At 64.5% G+C, this 16,178-nt stretch carries 14 protein-coding genes, 2 tRNA genes and 2 pseudogenes; 13 read left to right on the forward strand and 5 right to left on the reverse strand.

Translation table 11 applies throughout. The annotated features are described in order from the left end of the window. The 4 genes and pseudogenes from A3E77_RS05430 to gatB all read left to right on the forward strand — a co-directional run. Positions 1–355, forward strand: a pseudogene (locus tag A3E77_RS05430) (hypothetical protein); the annotation flags it as partial. A gap of 63 nt (positions 356–418) precedes the next feature. Next, positions 419–721, forward strand: a complete 303-nt coding sequence (gene gatC, locus A3E77_RS05435) for an Asp-tRNA(Asn)/Glu-tRNA(Gln) amidotransferase subunit GatC (protein WP_293643946.1) — start codon at positions 419–421, stop codon at positions 719–721. Beyond that, the gene (gatA, locus tag A3E77_RS05440; protein WP_293643947.1) at positions 721–2,202 is read left to right on the forward strand and encodes an Asp-tRNA(Asn)/Glu-tRNA(Gln) amidotransferase subunit GatA; all 1,482 of its coding nucleotides are present in this window, start codon (positions 721–723) and stop codon (positions 2,200–2,202) included. The genes gatC and gatA overlap by 1 nt, the downstream gene beginning before the upstream one ends. Positions 2,203–2,310: 108 nt before the next feature. After that, entirely contained in the window at positions 2,311–3,777 is a 1,467-nt protein-coding gene (gene gatB / locus A3E77_RS05445; RefSeq protein WP_293643949.1) for an Asp-tRNA(Asn)/Glu-tRNA(Gln) amidotransferase subunit GatB, read from the forward strand. Between the two features lie 60 nt (positions 3,778–3,837). Here the strand turns inward: gatB and A3E77_RS05450 are convergent, their stop codons facing one another. The 3 genes and pseudogenes from A3E77_RS05450 to A3E77_RS05460 form a co-directional block, all read right to left on the reverse strand. Then, positions 3,838–4,608: a hypothetical protein gene (locus tag A3E77_RS05450; protein WP_293643951.1), complete on the reverse strand. Its 771-nt coding sequence runs from the start codon at positions 4,606–4,608 to the stop codon at positions 3,838–3,840. An 89-nt stretch (positions 4,609–4,697) separates the two neighbouring features. Beyond that, positions 4,698–6,464 (reverse strand): annotated as a pseudogene (locus tag A3E77_RS05455) (amidohydrolase). Positions 6,465–6,525: 61 nt separating this feature from the next. Further along, entirely contained in the window at positions 6,526–6,723 is a 198-nt protein-coding gene (locus A3E77_RS05460; RefSeq protein WP_293643953.1) for a hypothetical protein, read from the reverse strand. 190 nt (positions 6,724–6,913) lie between these two features. Here A3E77_RS05460 and A3E77_RS05465 point away from each other — a divergent pair. Both A3E77_RS05465 and tig read left to right on the forward strand, forming a co-directional pair. Continuing rightward, positions 6,914–6,998, forward strand: a tRNA-Leu gene (locus A3E77_RS05465). A gap of 87 nt (positions 6,999–7,085) precedes the next feature. Beyond that, positions 7,086–8,699: a trigger factor gene (tig, locus tag A3E77_RS05470; protein WP_293643955.1), complete on the forward strand. Its 1,614-nt coding sequence runs from the start codon at positions 7,086–7,088 to the stop codon at positions 8,697–8,699. Positions 8,700–8,831: 132 nt separating this feature from the next. On the opposite strand, the gene A3E77_RS05475 is transcribed toward tig, so the two are convergent. Continuing rightward, positions 8,832–9,449, reverse strand: a complete 618-nt coding sequence (locus tag A3E77_RS05475) for a DNA-3-methyladenine glycosylase family protein (protein WP_293643957.1) — start codon at positions 9,447–9,449, stop codon at positions 8,832–8,834. Positions 9,450–9,551: 102 nt separating this feature from the next. Between A3E77_RS05475 and A3E77_RS05480 the strand changes: the two genes are divergently transcribed. Continuing rightward, positions 9,552–9,869, forward strand: coding sequence for a 2Fe-2S iron-sulfur cluster-binding protein (locus A3E77_RS05480; RefSeq protein WP_293643959.1), 318 nt, complete (start codon positions 9,552–9,554; stop codon positions 9,867–9,869). 95 nt (positions 9,870–9,964) lie between these two features. On the opposite strand, the gene rlmB is transcribed toward A3E77_RS05480, so the two are convergent. Next, on the reverse strand, positions 9,965–10,732 hold the full coding sequence (rlmB, locus tag A3E77_RS05485; RefSeq protein WP_293643961.1) for a 23S rRNA (guanosine(2251)-2'-O)-methyltransferase RlmB: 768 nt from the start codon (positions 10,730–10,732) through the stop codon (positions 9,965–9,967). A 79-nt stretch (positions 10,733–10,811) separates the two neighbouring features. On the opposite strand from rlmB, the gene A3E77_RS05490 reads away from it, so the two are divergent. The 6 genes from A3E77_RS05490 (at position 10,812) to A3E77_RS05515 (ending at position 16,166) form a co-directional block, all read left to right on the forward strand. Further along, a tRNA-Tyr gene (locus A3E77_RS05490) sits at positions 10,812–10,897 on the forward strand. A gap of 198 nt (positions 10,898–11,095) precedes the next feature. Further along, a complete protein-coding gene (locus tag A3E77_RS05495; RefSeq protein WP_293643963.1) occupies positions 11,096–12,322 on the forward strand; it encodes a tyrosine-type recombinase/integrase in 1,227 nt (408 codons plus the stop codon). A gap of 198 nt (positions 12,323–12,520) precedes the next feature. Continuing rightward, entirely contained in the window at positions 12,521–14,647 is a 2,127-nt protein-coding gene (locus A3E77_RS05500) for a ParB/RepB/Spo0J family partition protein (RefSeq protein ID WP_293643965.1), read from the forward strand. Between the two features lie 149 nt (positions 14,648–14,796). Beyond that, positions 14,797–15,288, forward strand: coding sequence for a hypothetical protein (locus tag A3E77_RS05505; protein ID WP_293643967.1), 492 nt, complete (start codon positions 14,797–14,799; stop codon positions 15,286–15,288). Next, entirely contained in the window at positions 15,281–15,790 is a 510-nt protein-coding gene (locus tag A3E77_RS05510) for a hypothetical protein (RefSeq protein WP_293643969.1), read from the forward strand. The genes A3E77_RS05505 and A3E77_RS05510 overlap by 8 nt, the downstream gene beginning before the upstream one ends. 64 nt (positions 15,791–15,854) lie before the next feature. After that, positions 15,855–16,166 (forward strand): hypothetical protein, encoded by a 312-nt coding sequence (locus A3E77_RS05515; protein ID WP_293643971.1) that lies wholly within the window; start codon positions 15,855–15,857, stop codon positions 16,164–16,166. Positions 16,167–16,178 lie beyond the last annotated feature (12 nt).

A 16,178-nucleotide genomic window follows, 5' to 3' on the forward strand; every position in this document is an offset into this window, starting at 1 on the left:
CGGCGCGCGCCGGATCGAAGAAAAGGTGCGCGTTTTTCCCGCCGACCGCCCGCTGCCGCCGGAGCTTTATGCATTGCTCGACGAACGGAGCTTTTGCCGCACGGCGCCCTGCATCGCGCAATGGACCGGCGATGGCCGCGTCGCGGTCGTGTCGCACACCGGCATGCTGTCCTCCTTCGCCATCGACCCCGTCGAGGGGAAATGGAACGACTATTATGAGCGGAGCGACCCGGACGAACAGAAGCGGCGCGCATTGACCGCCGACGATGTCGAAAAGGGCACGGTCGAAGTGCGAACGGTGACGCGTCGCCAGATTTTTGTAAACGGCAAGCCCGTCGGCGGCGATTTCCAATAGGCGCAGCTTGAAGCGCGCCGGGCGGGATGCTAGCGGCGCGGCTTCGTTAACGTTAGGGCGATCATGGCAATCGATCAGGCAACAGTCAGGAAAATCGCGTCGCTGGCGCGCATCGCGATCAGCGATGCGGAAGCCGCCGCGATGGAAGGCGAACTCAACGGCATCTTGGGCTGGGTCGAACAACTCGGCGAGGTCGATGTGACGGGGGTCGAACCGATGACCGCGGTGATTCCCAACACGCTGCGGCTGCGCGACGATATCGTCGACGCCGACCCGCTAACCGGCGGCAACCGCCGCGACGATGTGCTGGCGAATGCGCCGGCGGCGATGCACGGCTTTTTCGGCGTGCCCAAGGTGATCGAATAATGACCGAGCTGACCAATCTGACCGTCGCCCAGATTCGCGACGGGCACCGCGCGGGCGATTTCAGCGCCGTCGAAGTGGCCGAGGCGTTCAACGCCAATGTCGCGGGCGCGAAGGCGCTCAACGCCTTTATCGTCGAGACGCCGGACCATGCGATCGAAGCCGCGAAGGCGGCGGACGCCGACCGCGCGGCAGGGACGCTGAAGCCCTTGTCTGGCGTGCCGATCGGCATGAAGGATCTGTTCGCGACGAACGGCGTCCAGACGACCGCCGCAAGCCATATGCTCGAAGGCTTCGTGCCGCGTTATGAGTCCACCGTTTCGCAGAAATTGTGGGACGCGGGTTGCGGGATGCTGGGCAAGCTGAACCTCGACCAGTTCGCAATGGGCTCGTCGAACGAGACGAGCTATTTCGGCAATGTGATTTCGCCGTGGCGGCGCAAGGATGGCGGCAATGCGGCGCTGGCGCCGGGCGGGTCGTCGGGCGGCAGCTCGTCGGCGATCGCGGCGCGGCTGTGCCCCGCGGCGACCGGGACCGACACCGGCGGCTCGATCCGCCAGCCTGCGGCGTTCACCGGAATTTCGGGGATCAAGCCGACCTATGGCCGCTGCTCGCGCTGGGGCATTGTGGCGTTTGCCAGCTCGCTCGACCAGGCAGGGCCGATGGCGCGCGATGTCCGCGACTGCGCGATCATGCTCGAAAATATGGCGGGCTTCGATCCCAAGGATGCGACGAGCCTCGACATGGCAGTGCCCAATTGGGAAGCCGCTTTGTCGAGCGATCTCAAGGGTAAGACCGTCGGTATTCCCAAGGAATATCGGCTGGAGGGCATCGACCCCGACATCGACGCGATGTGGGATGCCGGGATTGCGATGCTGAAGGATGCGGGCGCTGACGTGGTCGAGATCAGCCTGCCGCACACCAAATATGCGCTGCCCGCTTACTATATCATCGCGCCTGCCGAGGCGTCGTCGAACCTCGCGCGCTATGACGGCGTGCGGTATGGTTTGCGCGACCTGCCACAGGGCGCGGGGTTGCAGGATATGTATGCCGCGACGCGCGCGGATGGTTTCGGGCCAGAGGTCAAGCGCCGCATCATGATCGGCACCTATGTGCTGTCGGCGGGCTTTTACGACGCCTATTATACGCAGGCGCAGAAGGTGCGGACGCTGATTTCGCGCGACTTCACCGCGGCGTTCGAGACTTGCGACGTGATCCTCGCGCCGACCGCGCCGTCGGCGGCGTTCGGGCTGGGCGAGAAGATGGCCGATCCGCTGGCGATGTATCTGAACGATGTGTTCGCGGTGCCAGCGAGCCTTGCAGGGCTGCCCGCAATGTCGGTCCCCGCTGCGCTGAACCGCGAAGGGCTGCCGCTGGGCTTGCAGATCATCGGCAAGGCTTTCGACGAGCAGGGCGTTCTGAACGCCGGACTGGCGATCGAGGAACGCGCCGGGTTTACGGCGCGGGCGGAGAAGTGGTGGTAGCTTGGCCTGTGCCCCTGCGAAGGCAGGGGCCCATCTCCGGATGGTGCAAGGTTGAAGCGGCAGGTGATGGGTTCCTGCCTTCGCAGGAACACACTGAGGATTTGAATGATGTCTGATTATCGCATCAAGGGCGAAACCGGCGAGTGGGAGGTCGTGATCGGCCTGGAGGTCCACGCCCAGATCACGACCAACGCCAAGCTGTTTTCGGGCGCCGCCACGGCGTTCGGGGCCGAACCGAACACGCAGGTGTCGCTGGTCGACGCCGCGATGCCGGGGATGCTGCCGGTGCCGAACCGCGAGTGCATCCGCCAGGCGGTGCGCACGGGCATGGCGATCGAGGCGCAGATCAATCGCTGGTCGCGGTTCGACCGCAAGAATTATTTCTATGCCGACCTCCCGCAGGGATACCAGATTTCGCAGCTTTATCATCCGCTTGTCGGCGAAGGTTCGCTGACGATCGCAGCCGATGAGAAGGCCGGGATTCCCGCCGACAAGGCGATCGGGGTCGAGCGTATCCATGTCGAGCAGGACGCCGGCAAGCTGATGCACGACCAGCATCCGACGATGAGCTACGTCGACCTCAACCGTTCGGGCGTCGCGCTGATGGAAATCGTCTCGCGCCCCGATATGCGCTCGCCCGCCGAAGCCGGGGCCTATGTGCGCAAGCTGCGCTCGATCCTGCGCTATGTCGGATCGTGCGACGGCAATATGGAAGAGGGCTCGATGCGCGCCGACGTCAACGTCAGCGTCCGCAAGCCCGGCGACGAATTCGGGACGCGGACCGAGACGAAGAACGTCAATTCGGTGCGTTTCGTGATGGCGGTGATCGAGGGTGAGGCGAAGCGTCAGGTCGCGCTGATCGAAAGCGGCGGCACGGTGGTACAGGAAACGCGGCTTTACGATCCCGACCGCAACGAAACGCGCTCGATGCGGTCGAAGGAAGATGCGCATGATTACCGCTACTTCCCCGATCCCGACTTGCTGCCGCTCGAGCTTGACGACGCGTTCCTCGAGGAATGTCGCGACAGCCTGCCCGAACTGCCCGACGCCAAGCGCGCGCGCTATCTGGCCGCGGGGATCAGCGCCTATAACGCCGATGTGCTGACGGCCGAGGTCGAGGCGGCGCGCTGGTTCGACGCGCTGCTGGAAGCGGGCGCCAAGCCCGCCGCGGCGGCGAACTGGGTGACGAGCGAGCTGTTCGGCGCGCTCAATCGGATGGGCCGCGACATTTCGGATTCGCCGGTGTCGCCCGAACACGCTGCCGAATTGCTGGGCCTGGTTGCCGACGGCACGATTTCGGGCACCATCGCCAAGCAGGTGTTCGAGAAAATGCTGGAAAGCGGCGACGCCGCGAGCGTGATCGTCGAGCGCGACGGGCTGAAGCAGACGAGCGACACCGGCGCGATCGAGGCCGAGATCGCCAAGATCCTGACCGCCAATGCCGACAAGGTCGAGCAGTATAAGGGCGGCAAGGAGGCCTTGTTCGGCTTCTTCGTCGGGCAGACGATGAAGGCGATGCAGGGCAAGGCGAACCCGCAGGTCGTCAACGAACTGCTGAAAAAGGCGCTGGGCTAAGGCCGGCGGCCAAGGCTGGCGGCTGTGGCGGGCCGGGGTCGCCCCCGGCCGCTTCGCCCGTTAGAATCGCCGCTGACCCTGGCCCCAATTGCCGACATCGCACTGGCCGGAAAAGTCGGTCTGTGCCTTGATCTGGATGCGGCCCGAACGGCGGTCGATATCGACCTTGGGCTTGTTGAGGCCGTTGAGGCGGTAGGTCGCGGTGATGCGATCGGGCGTTACCATCAGATTTTCGAGATCCCACCAGCCTTCGTGCCCGCCCGAGTGAATGGGCGGCACGAGTTTCGGGCCAAGGTGGATGCGCCCCTGATCGCCATAAAGTTCGATCTGGACGTCGCTGTTGAAGCCCTGCGTCGTGCTGACGACATCATTGCCCCATTCCCATTTATGTTTCGAGCTGTTCCAGTCGTAACGCGGGGCCGTGGTGACGCTGGGGCGGTTGCCCGCGCCGTAGCAGACGAGGACGAGCGAACCGGCGTCGCGATACGCCGGATCGGCAGGGGGCGCGTGATGATCGGCGGGGGGCGCATAGCCGCCGCGCGATCCGCCGTCCTGGCAATTTTCGGCGGGAACGCCGATGATCGCCGAATAGCGCCCGTCCATCGTGGCGACCGAGATGCAGCGCCCGGTGCGCTGGTTCCACCAGAAAGTATAGCGTTGGTCGCGCACGGTGGTCGATTGGCGCGATTCATAGCCACGCGCGAGGAGCTGGGTTTCGCCGCCAGCGCCGCGCGCGCCGACAAGATCGGCGACGTCGGGCGCCGATTGCGCAAGCGCGGTCCCCGGAAAGGCGGCGGAGGCGAGAAGCGGTAAAAGCAAGACTCGACGCATGATGGTGACTCCCGTTGCTTGCAGCGTCGCCACATTATCGTGCCGCGATGCCGCCGCCAAGCAAGTCCCGGTCGGCGGTCCTGAAAAAATCAACGTCCGCCGGGACCGGCCGGATATTTCCACACGCTGCGGCCTTCCTTGATGGTTTCCAGGACCTTGATGTCCTTGATCTGATCCACCGGGGTGGTCAGCGGATTCTTGTCGAGGATCACCAGGTCGGCGAGCAGGCCGGGCTTGATCCGGCCCTTGCGACCCTCCTCAAATGCTTGCCACGCGGGGCCGGTGGTAAGCGCTTGCAGCGCGGCATAGGCGCCGATGCGTTCGCCCGGGCCGCTGACGACGCCGGTCGGCGAGAGGCGCGCCATCGACGTCCACAGCATGAAGCGCGTGTCGAGCGGCGTGACGCTGTAATCGCTGTGGTTCGACGGCCTCAGGCCCGCGGCCCGTGCCGAGGCGAGCGGGCTGATGAAATCGACGATGTCGGCGGGAAAGTTGGTGCGGTGGACGTCGGCCCAATACCAGGCGTGGTTCGAGAAATAGGCGGGGCCGACCCCGATGCGGGCGTAGGCGGGAAGCTGGTCGCGGCGCTGGAATTGCGAATGGATGACGATCGGGCGGCGGTCGTCGGCAGCCTTGATGCCGAGCGTGTCAAAGCAGCCGATCGCCATGTCGATCGCCGCGTCGCCATTGGCGTGTGCGAAAATCTGCCACCCGCGCGCGTGGACCTTTGCCGCCTGTGTGCAAAATTCCTGCGGCGACAGCACGGGTTGGCCGTGCCAGGGATGCGCGCCCTCCGGGCTGCCACGCGCATAGTCGCGGGTGAAATAGCCGGTGCGCGCCTGCACCGAACCGTCGAGGACGAATTTGATCCCCTGTAGCTTCACATGGTCCTGCCAGACGCCGAATTTGAGGTCGGGCCGCGCGAGCAGCGCATCGAGGCCGGGTGAAAAGGGCAGGAGGGCGAGGTCGATCTTGAGCCGCGCGCGCGCTGCCGGCGAGGTGAGGAAAGCAATGTCGGGCGGCTGGGTCGCGCCATCCTGGGCATGCGTATAGCCTTCGGCGAAATAGGCGTCCTGCGCGGCGTCGAGCGCCGCGAGCTTCTGCTCCGCCGTCGGCTGCGGCAATTTGGCGAGCAGCAGGAACATCGCTTATTCAAGCAGGACGCCGTTAAGCTTGCCGCCCGCGTCGCGCAGCATCATGCCGCCGGGCGGGATGGGCGTGGTTTCGTCGAGGTTGGCGGCGGCCAGCGCGGCGCTGTTCGCCACCGCGCCGTGGAGCGATACGTGCAGCACGACGATCGGGCGGTCGGCGGCAACCGCGTCGAGTTCGGCGCGCGTGATGTGGCGCTTTTCGGCGAGATTTTCATTGTCATATTGCCACACGACGATCCAGCGCCCGGCGGGGACGGTCGCCGCATAATCGCGAATGGCCGCCTGAAGCGCGGGGATGTCGGCGACCCCCGCGTGCGCCTTGTCGCGCAGGTCGAGCCCGCCCGCGCTCATCGCCCGGACGGTGAAATGCGAATGGGCGTCGATGAAGCCGGGGAGCAGGGTAGCGCCGCCGAGGTCGCGGACCGCGGCGCCCTGTCCCGCCGCTTGCCGCGCCGCCTGTTCGGTTCCGGCAAAGGCGATGCGGTCGCCGCGCGTGACCACGGCCTCGACGATTTGCGGCACGTCGCCGTCCATCGTGACGATCGGGCCGCCGCGATAGAGTGTGACGTCCTGGGCAATGGCGGGCGCCGTGGTTGCCAGCAGCAGCGCGATGGCGGCGGTAGTTTTCATATCTCTCTCCCCTGCGGATATCGTGCGGAGGGGGAGGGAAGAGTCAAGTATAGTGAGCATTCTAATCTTCGTCATTCCCGCGGTGGCGCTGCGCGCCGTCTGCGACGCCGCGGGAATGACGAAAGGGGCGGGCCCGCTAAACCTGCTGCGGCGGCACTTCGTCGGGGCCGCGGCCCGGTTCGTCGATGTCGCCGCCGCCGGGACGACCGGGGATTTCGCTCGGTTGGCCGGCGGGGTCTTCTTGCGGGGTCGGTTGCACCGGCCGTTCGGGCGGCGCCATCGGTTCGATGGTGTCGGGCTTCGGCTTGGGAAACGGGTCGATGGCGTTGGTCATGCTACTCTCCTTGCATGGACCCAACGAACGGGCGCCGGGCATGTTCCGCCAGCAGGCGCCGAGCATGTTCCGCCAGCGGAACGGGGGGCTTTGTGCCCTTGCCCTTGGCGGCGCGTCTGCTATAGCCCCGCGCGGCCCGCACGGGCGTGCGCGGCAGCGCGCGATTTCGTGCACCCGGCCGAAAACACCTGCGGGCGTGGCGGAATTGGTAGACGCGCTGGTTTTAGGTACCAGTATCGCAAGATGTGGGGGTTCGAGTCCCTTCGCCCGCACCAATCCGCAATGCAGGCCGGGATCATGGGGAACTCCGCCGCGATGGCGGGGTTCGATACGAGATTTTGAGCAAGGATAAGACCAAGGCAATGAAGACCGTCGAAACGCTGAACGAAGGCCTGAAGCGCGAATATCGCGTCACCATCACCGCCAAGGACATCGACGCGCGCGTCGACGACGAGGTGAAGAGCATCGCCCCGACCGTTCGTATGCCCGGCTTTCGCCCCGGCAAGGTGCCGCCGAACCTGATCCGCAAGATGCACGGCCCGGCGCTGTCGGCCGACGCGCTGAACAAGGCGATCGACGCCAGCGTGCGCGACCTGATGGCAAAGGAAAAGCTTCGCCCCGCGCTGCAACCCGCCGTCGCGCTCGACGAAGGTTATGAAGCCGGCAAGGACGCCGAACTGACCGTCAGCCTGGAAGTGCTGCCCGACATTGCGACGCCGTCGATCGACGGGCTGAAGCTGGAGCGCCTGACCGTTCCTGCCGACGACAAGGCCGTGATGGCGAAGATCGAAGAATTCGCCGCGCAGATGAAGCGGTTCGAGGACGCGCCGAAGACGAAGAAGGCCGCCCAGGGCGATCAGGTCATCATCGATTTCGCCGGCAGCGTCGATGGCGTCGCTTTCGACGGCGGCACCGGCGAGGACATGGCGGTCGAAATCGGTTCGGGCCAGTTGATCCCCGGCTTTGAAGACCAGCTGGTCGGCGTCAAGACTGGCGACGAAAAGGTTCTGAAGGTCACCTTCCCCGACGAATATCCGGTCGAGAATCTGAAGGGCAAGCCCGCCGAATTCGCCGTGACGGTGAAGGAAGTGAAGGTGCCCGCCGCGTCGAAGATCGACGACGAGTTCGCCAAGTCGCTTGGCCTGGAAAGCCTCGACAAGCTGAAAGAGCTGATGAAGGATCAGGTCGAGCAGGAACTGAACGGCCTGACGCGCACCTATATGAAGCGCAAGCTGCTCGACCAGCTCGCCGCGAGCCATGATTTCGACGTGCCGCCGACGATGGTGGAGGCCGAGTTCAACCAGATCTGGCAGCAGCTGGAACATGAAGTCAGCCACGAGGAAGATCCCGAAGCGGCGAAGGCCGAGCTGGAAAACGACCGCGAAGATTATCGCGCGATCGCGGTGCGCCGCGTCCGTCTGGGCCTGCTGTTGTCCGAAATCGGACAGGCGCACGGCGTCCAGGTTTCGAGCCAGGAAATGCAGCGCCTGATCATGCAGGCGGCGCAGCAGTATCGCCCCGAAGATCGCGGCCGGTTTATGGAATATGTGCAGCAGGACGCGCTCGCCGCGGCGCAGCTTCGCGCCCCGCTGTATGAAGACAAGGTTGTCGACTTCCTGTTCGAGAAGGCCGAGATCAGCGACCGCGAAACCACCCGCGAGGAACTGGAAGCCGCGATCGAGGCCGACGATGATGCGGGCCACGTCCACGGCCCGGGTTGCGGCCATGACCATGACCATGACGCGAAGCCCGCCAAAAAGGCTGCCGCGAAAAAGCCCGCCGCCAAAAAGGATGCGGTGAAGGACGAGGCCAAGGCCGAGGACGCGCCCGCCAAGAAGGCGCCCGCGAAAAAGGCCGAAGCCAAGACCGAGGAAAAGCCCGCGGCTGCCAAGAAGGCCGCGCCGGCCAAGGCTGCGGCCGAAAAGGCTGAGCCCGCGAAAAAGGCTCCCGCCAAGAAGGCTGCGGCAAAGAAATAAGCCTTTGGCTGACGATCACAAAAAGGCCGGGTGGAGGATGCTCCACCCGGCCTTTTTTGTTCGTCGATCGTCGCTACTGGGTTCCTGCTTTGGCGGGAATGACAATGATAGCGAGGGCGTTCCGCTTCCCCTTCAAATCACGTCCATATTATAGCAATGCCAGCTGAAGATCGCTGCCGCACCGCGATGCGGCCGCCATGGTTCGGCGAGTTCGCGCGCCTGCTTTTCACTGGGCCGCGCGCCCAGCCCGAGGATGCGGCCGACCGCTTCCTGCACCGCAAGGTCGCCGGCCGGCCAGATGTCGGGGCGCCCCTCGGCGAACAGCAGGTAGATCTCGGCCGACCAGCGGCCGATTCCCTTGACCTTGGTGAGCAGCGCGATCGCTTCCTCGTCGTCGGCGGGCAGGGCGTCGAAGGTCAGTTCGCCGTCGAGGATCAGTTGCGCGAGGCTCTTGGCATAGCCTTGTTTCTGGCCCGACAGGCCGCAGGCGCGCAGCGTGTCGAAATCGGCGGCGGCGATCACGTCCGCCGGACAGCCCTCGCCAAATTGCGCCTCGAGCTTGTTCCAGATCGAATTGGCGGCGGCGACGCTGACCTGCTGGCCGACGATGGTGCGCAGCAGCGTGGTGTAGCCCGGCGCGCGGATGCGCGGTTCGGGATAGCCCGCATTGCCCAGCGCGCGGGCGAAATTGGCATCGCTCGCTGCAAGGGCGTCGATCCCCGCATTCAGCTGCTCCTGGCTGAGCCCCATCGCGATATTCTCCTTTTGTTCCTTTGGTTGTCTTTAGCAACGCTTGATTTGAGGCGCAACGCGCGACATAGCGCCAGCAACACCAAAGATATGGGGACTAGCATGGCGAAGCTGATTGTCGTGACGCGCGACGGAACCGAGCATGAGATCGAGGGCGATACCAGCCTGACGGTCATGGAGAATATCCGCGACGCCGGTTTCGACGAACTGCTGGCCCTGTGCGGCGGTTGCTGTTCGTGCGCGACGTGCCATGTCCATGTCGAGGCGGGCGCGACCGACCAGCTGCCCGCGATGAGCGAGGACGAGAATGACCTGCTCGATTCGACCACCGACCGCGACGAGGGGTCGCGCCTGTCGTGCCAGATCCCGTTCAGCGACGCGCTCGACGGACTGAAGGTGCGGATCGCCGCCGAGGATTGATATGTTCGTCATCCCGGCGAAGGCCGGGATCTCGACGCTTCTGATATGAGGCGAAGTTGAGGCCCCGGCCTTCGCCGGGGTGACTGCCCAGGAAATTAGGCGTTTGCCGTCGCCACCGCGTAGAGCGCGATCGCCGCGGCGTTCGAGATATTGAGGCTCTCCATCCGCGGCGAGATCGGCAGCTTTGCCAGCACGTCGCAATGTTCCATGACATTGTGGCGCATCCCGTCGCCTTCGGACCCGAGCACCAGCGCGACCTTGCTGCCGTCGAGCGTCGAGGCCAGCGTCGTGTCGGTGTCGCCCATCAGCCCGATGCGCCAATATTGCGCCTCCGCGATTTCCTCGAGCGCGCGCGACAGATTGACGACGCGCACCCACGGCACGGTTTCGAGCGCCCCCGAGGCCGAACGCGCGATCACGCCGCTTTCGGGCGGGCTGTGGCGATCCTGCGTGATGATCGCCGCGGCATCGAACGCGGCGGCCGAGCGAAGCACCGCGCCGATATTGTGCGGATCGGTGACCTGGTCAAGGATGACGAGCGGGCGCCGGCTGTCGGCGTCGCTTTCTTCCTGCAATAGGTCGCCGAGATAGAGGCTGTCGAGCGGATCGACTTCGATCACCAGGCCCTGGTGCGGCGCGTCGCGCGCAACAAGTCGCGCGAGGTCGGTGACGTCGGCGTAGCTGATGGGAATCACCGGCGGCAGGTCGAGCTGCCCCAGCGCTTCGCGCGTGCCCCAGATGCGCTTGACGGTGCGGTCGGGGTTGGCGAGCGCGGCCAGAACGGCGTGGCGGCCCCAGAAACGGACGGCCTGACCGCGCTGGCCCTGGCCCTGGGGGCGACGATGGCGGGAAAATTGTCTCATGCGGCGCGCCTTACCCATGACTGCCATTGACAGGCAAGCATCGTTTCGCCATTGGACCGCTTCCCAAAGCGGGCCCCAAGGACAGGTGGCCGAGTGGTTAAAGGCAGCAGACTGTAAATCTGCCCGGGTTTCCGTACGCTGGTTCGAATCCAGCCCTGTCCACCACCCTCCCATCCGAGGGTGTCCGCCGAACCCTCTAGAAATCCCAGAAAACCTAGCGTATCATCCACGCATCGTCCGCATGCGTCCGGGGCAATTTGCCTGCAGCCGGAGCGTAGTGTGGGGGAAGTGTGGGGGAAGATTGTCTTTCCCCCACACTCGTGTTCCCCAGAATGTGGGGAGAAAGTGTGGGGGAAGATTCCCATGGGCAAACTCACGGCGGTTGCGGTCAAGGCCGCTCTTGCGAATCCGGGCACCTATCAGGATGGTGACGGCTTGTTTTTGAAGGTCGATAGGCGTGGAGGGGCATCTTGGACCCTTCGTCTGCAGCGCGACGGTAAGCGTCAAGACATCGGACTGGGCAGCGCGAAGTTGTTCACTTTGGCGCAGGTCCGCGAGAAGGCCGGCGAGCTTCGCAAGGCGGTCAAGGTCGACCGGCGCGACATATTGGCTGAGCGGAAAGACGAGGCGTCTGCCAAGGTGACGTTTCGCGAAGCGGCGAGGCAATATCACGCCGAGAACGAGGCGGGATGGAAGAGCGAGATCTACGCCCGCCAATGGCTTTCCAGCCTTGAGAATTACGCCTTCCCGAAACTGGGCGACGAGCAGACCGGTGCGATTGTCGCGGCTGACATCATAAACGTGCTCACGCCGATCTGGCAGGAGATACCCGAGACCGCCCGTCAGGTGCGCAACCGGATCTGCACCGTGCTGGATTATGCACATGCAAAGGGCTGGCGTTCACGAGAGGCTCCCTCAGGTAATAGCAGCCTGAAAGCGGGGCGTGGCTTGCCGCGGCAACTCAAGAAAACCGAGAATCGCAAGGCTATGCCATATGCCGCTTTGCCCGGTTTCATCACTGCACTGCAGCGCAAGCCATCCTACAGCAGGCTTGCGCTGGAACTACTCATCCTGACCGGTGCGCGCAGCCAGGAGGTGCGTCTGGCGACCTGGGACGAACTCGACATCGAAGCGCGGCTATGGACTGTGCCCGCCGATCATATGAAGCGTGGCAAGTCGCATATCGTGCCGCTGTCCGATGCCGCGCTGGAAGTGATTGCAAAAGCGCATGCTTTCAGGCTCCCGGACACAGACGTGATTTTCCCCGGTGCGAGTGGGAAGAATATGTCCGATATGACGCTGCTCAAAGTCCTTCGTGACATGGCTGAGCCTTTTCATGTCCACGGCTTCCGGTCGACATTCACCGATTGGGCGGCGAACGAGGGTTTCCCCGATGCCGTTGTGGAAGCGGCGCTTGCGCACAAGACGCCGGATGCAGTGCAGGCCGCTTACCGTCGGACGACCTACCTCGGGACCGCGGAAAAGCCTGGCGAGCGTGTCAGGCTCATGGGTGCGTGGGGCAGTTATTGCCTCGCCCGCAAAGTTGTTGAGGACGACGGGGAACAGACAGGAGGCGGAGACGCGGAGTAGACGAGCCGTTTTCCCTATCAAGCATCGAAACGTGGTTATCATCGCGGGCCAAACAGCAGTTCGCATCCTTGTTGTGAACGGTAGCTCACTTCCCTGCCTCCCCCCAACCGCGCGGGTGAGAGCAAGAGGGAAGGGGCGCTTCGCGACGGTTCGAAGGCCGAGAGAGAGTCTCTTGGTCGGCCGTCGCGGAGAAAAGTCATGGCTTCCAAGCAAAAAATCACGCTCGATCAACCGCAGGCCATCCCGCTTGACCGGTTGCGGCTTTCGGACGCAAATGTTCGGCGGATCAAGCCCGGCCAGTCAGTTGCCGAACTGGCCGACAGCATCGCACGGCGCGGGTTGCTGCATAACCTGAATGTCCGCCCGATCCTCGATAGCGAAGGCAACCCTACCGGTGACTTTGAGGTGCCGGCAGGCGGGCGACGCTACCGCGCGCTCCAACTGCTGGTGAAGCAGAAGCGGCTTGCCAACAATGCGCCGATCCCGTGCAGGGTACGGGCTGCGAACGACGATATCCTGGCCGAAGAGGACAGTCTCGCCGAGAATTCAGAGCGCGTAAGTCTGCACCCGCTCGACCAGTTTCGCGGCATGCAGGCGCTCGCCGCCAAGGGGAATGCCGTCGAGGACATTGCCGCACATTTTTTCGTGACGCCGGCGGTGGTCAGGCAGCGCCTCAAGCTGGCGAGCGTCTCGCCAAAGCTGCTCGACATCTTTGGTGACGACGGCATGTCGCTCGAGACCCTGATGGCCTTCACGGTGACGGACGATGAAGAGCGCCAGATTCAGGTCTGGGAGATGGTCGAGCACGACTTCCAGCCATCCGCTTCGTTCATCCGCCAGAGGCTGACCGAGAACAGCGTCCGCGTATCCGACAAGCGTGTCCGCTTCGTCGGGCTCGACGCCTATGTCGAGGCGGGTGGCAGTGTCGTTCGCGACCTGTTCGAAGTCGATCACGGCGGCTGGCTCACCGACGTCGGCCTGCTCGACCGGCTCGTCGCCGAGAAGTTCGAAGTCGAAGCGGCGCGGATCGGCGAGGAAGGCTGGAAATGGATCGACGCCGCGATCGAGCATGTCTTCAATCCGGGGCGCGGCATGCGCGTCCTTGCCGGCGACGAAGTGCCGATGAGCGCAGAGGAGGAGAAGCTCGGCGCGGACCTCGAAGCGGAGGGCGAAGCGCTGAGCAACGAATGGAGCGATGCGGACGAGGTTCCCGACGAGGTCCACACCCGGCTCGAGGAGATCGACGCCGAGATCAGCCGCATCAACGACCGCCCGATCGTCTTCGATGCCGCCGAGATCGCCATCGCCGGCGCGTTCGTCTCGATCGGGATCGACGGGAGGCTGAGCGTCGAGCGCGGCTATGTGAAGCCGGAGGATGAACCCGAAGCCGAGCCGGAGGAGGGCGATCAGGGCACGGACGAGGGCGCGAATGACGCAGGCGGCGGCGACGGCAGTTCCAAGTCCGCGCCTTCGGCTCCCGGCCAATCTGCGGCCGAGCCCGAGGACGATGAAGGTGCCTTGAAGCCGATGTCAGAGCGCCTCGTGTCCGACCTCACGGCGTGGAGAACGCTCGCGCTACAGGACGCCTTCGCGAAGTGCCCGGAGACGGCCTATATCGCTGTGCTCCATGCGTTCGTCCTGTCCTGCTTTTACGGTTACAGCCGCGAAAGCTGTCTGCAGACGTCGATCAACTCGGTCCATTTTTCCAACGCTCCGGCAGGTCTGCGTCACTGCGCCCCGGGGCAGGCGATCGCGGAACGCATCGACGGTTGGCGTGGTCGCCTGCCGAAAAGCGACAAGGAGGTCTGGGACTGGCTGCTTGAACTCGGCGACGAGGACCGCGCGAGCCTTCTTGCGCATTGCGCCTCGCTCGGCGTCAATGCACAGGCGGAGATCGTCCGGGGCTATGACGGCCGCGTCTCGGCGCACGGGATCGCCCGGCGGCTGGCGCACAGCCATGTGCTCGCGCGGGCCGTGGGGCTGGATGTCGTGGGGGCCGGCTGGCGCCCGACCGCCGACGGCTATCTAAGCAGCGTTCCGAAGCTGCGGATTCTTGCCGACGTTGCCGAGGCACGCGGCGAGAATTTTGCCGGAATGATCGACCATTTGAAGAAGGGCGACATGGCACGCGAGGCCGAGCGCCTGCTCGAAGACGCTGGCTGGCTCCCCGAGCCGATGCGGACGCCCGAACTCGAGAGCGCTGCCATCCCGGCGCCGGAGGCAACGGCGCCGGCCAACGACGAGGCGGATGGCGAGCTTCCCGCCTTTCTCGCGGAGGAAGTAGGTGAGGATGCGGGCGATCCCGAAGCGATCGGCGCCGAATGAATCTCCGCCGCGCATAGCGGCACCCTGAAGTCCCGCCTCGAAAGCCCGGCCATCGCGCCGGGCTTTCGCTTTTGCACGGAGAATGAAAATGCGAAATGAAATTCAAGCAGACGCGCCGGCGATGCCGGTCCTCGTCGCGGGAGGTCATCATGGCTGACCGCGTCTCTATATCGTTCAAGCTCGGCGGCCATCTCACGCCCGAGACCTGGCTCGCACTCGCGGCGGTCATCGCGGGCGAGAGCCTTTCCATCGAATGGGACGGCCCCGCCTTCGAGTCTTCGCACCGTACCGTCGGCGAACCGCTCGAACTGTTTGCGAACGAAGTCGCCTGGGGAAAGGTCGAGCCGCTCGAAACGTTCTGCCAGGATCATGGACTGCCTTACCGATTCTGGGCGGGCGGATTCTTCGCCGAATGGAGCGCAGAGCGGATCGTCTTCCGCGGCGAAGGCACGCCTGACAGCTTCATCGTCGACGAATCCGATCGCGTCCTGATCGATCGGCACGAAGTGGTCCGGCGCGGCAGCGTTGAGGGCATTCTCGCCTATTTCGACGAGGCCGAGTTCACCGTGCCTACGCTCGTTGTCGAAGGCGATCCCGACATTCCCGTCGGGGCGGCCGGACAGGAGACGGCGCATGGCTGACTATCATTCGCCAACGATCGTGCGCCCGGATATCCCGCGCGCCGCGATGACCTTGCTCGAGCATCGTCTCCTGATCGGGATGTTCAGCCACGAAGGAGGCGAGGACGAGGTGTACTTCTTCGCGGAGGACTATGTGAACGACCTTCTCCATCTCGACCTTGCCGAGGTGCATCAGCTGCTCGAGGTCGATCCCTTCCCAGACAGCTATGCCGTCACGGCGATCCGGGATCACCTGCGCAAGCTCGATCCGGCGGAGGGCGAGCTTGCCCTCGACATGTCGGTGATCGGCTATGAGGGCATTTTCCAGGACATCATCAAACGCTGCGATGCTCTCGATGATGTCGAGGTCGTTGCTGCCTGGACCTGCACCAAGATGCGGCCCGATGGCTTCGGCGGGATAGCGACGCTGATCACCGCCGATGCGATCGAGACTATGTCGACCGCTTCATTCCTCGACGAGGTTCGGAACCGACTGCGGCCCGAGGAGCTGGCCACCGCCTGACCCGTCCATCGTCCCAACCTGGCCCGGCCGCCGCGCCGGGCCTTTTCTTTTGCAGGAGATTGTCATGGCCGAGATTATCGAGACGACGGTCTACAGCCTCGAGGAACTGTCGGAGGAGGCAAAGGAGAAGGCGCGGGCGTGGTATCTTCAGGGCGCGTTTGACCACGACTGGTATTGGGCCGTCTGTGAGGATTTCGAACGGATATGCGAGATTCTGGGCGTCGACCTCGCGACCGTGCCCGTTCGCCTCCACGGGGGCGGTACGCGGCGAAAGCCCTGCATCTGGTTCTCGGGCTTCGCGAGCCAGGGGGACGGTGCCTGCTTCGAGGGCGACTATAGCTACGCGAAGCGTTCCGCCTCATTGATCCGCGAGTAGCTCTGCTGAACG

The organism is Sphingopyxis sp. RIFCSPHIGHO2_12_FULL_65_19, from assembly GCF_001830555.1.
GTDB lineage: Bacteria > Pseudomonadota > Alphaproteobacteria > Sphingomonadales > Sphingomonadaceae > Sphingopyxis.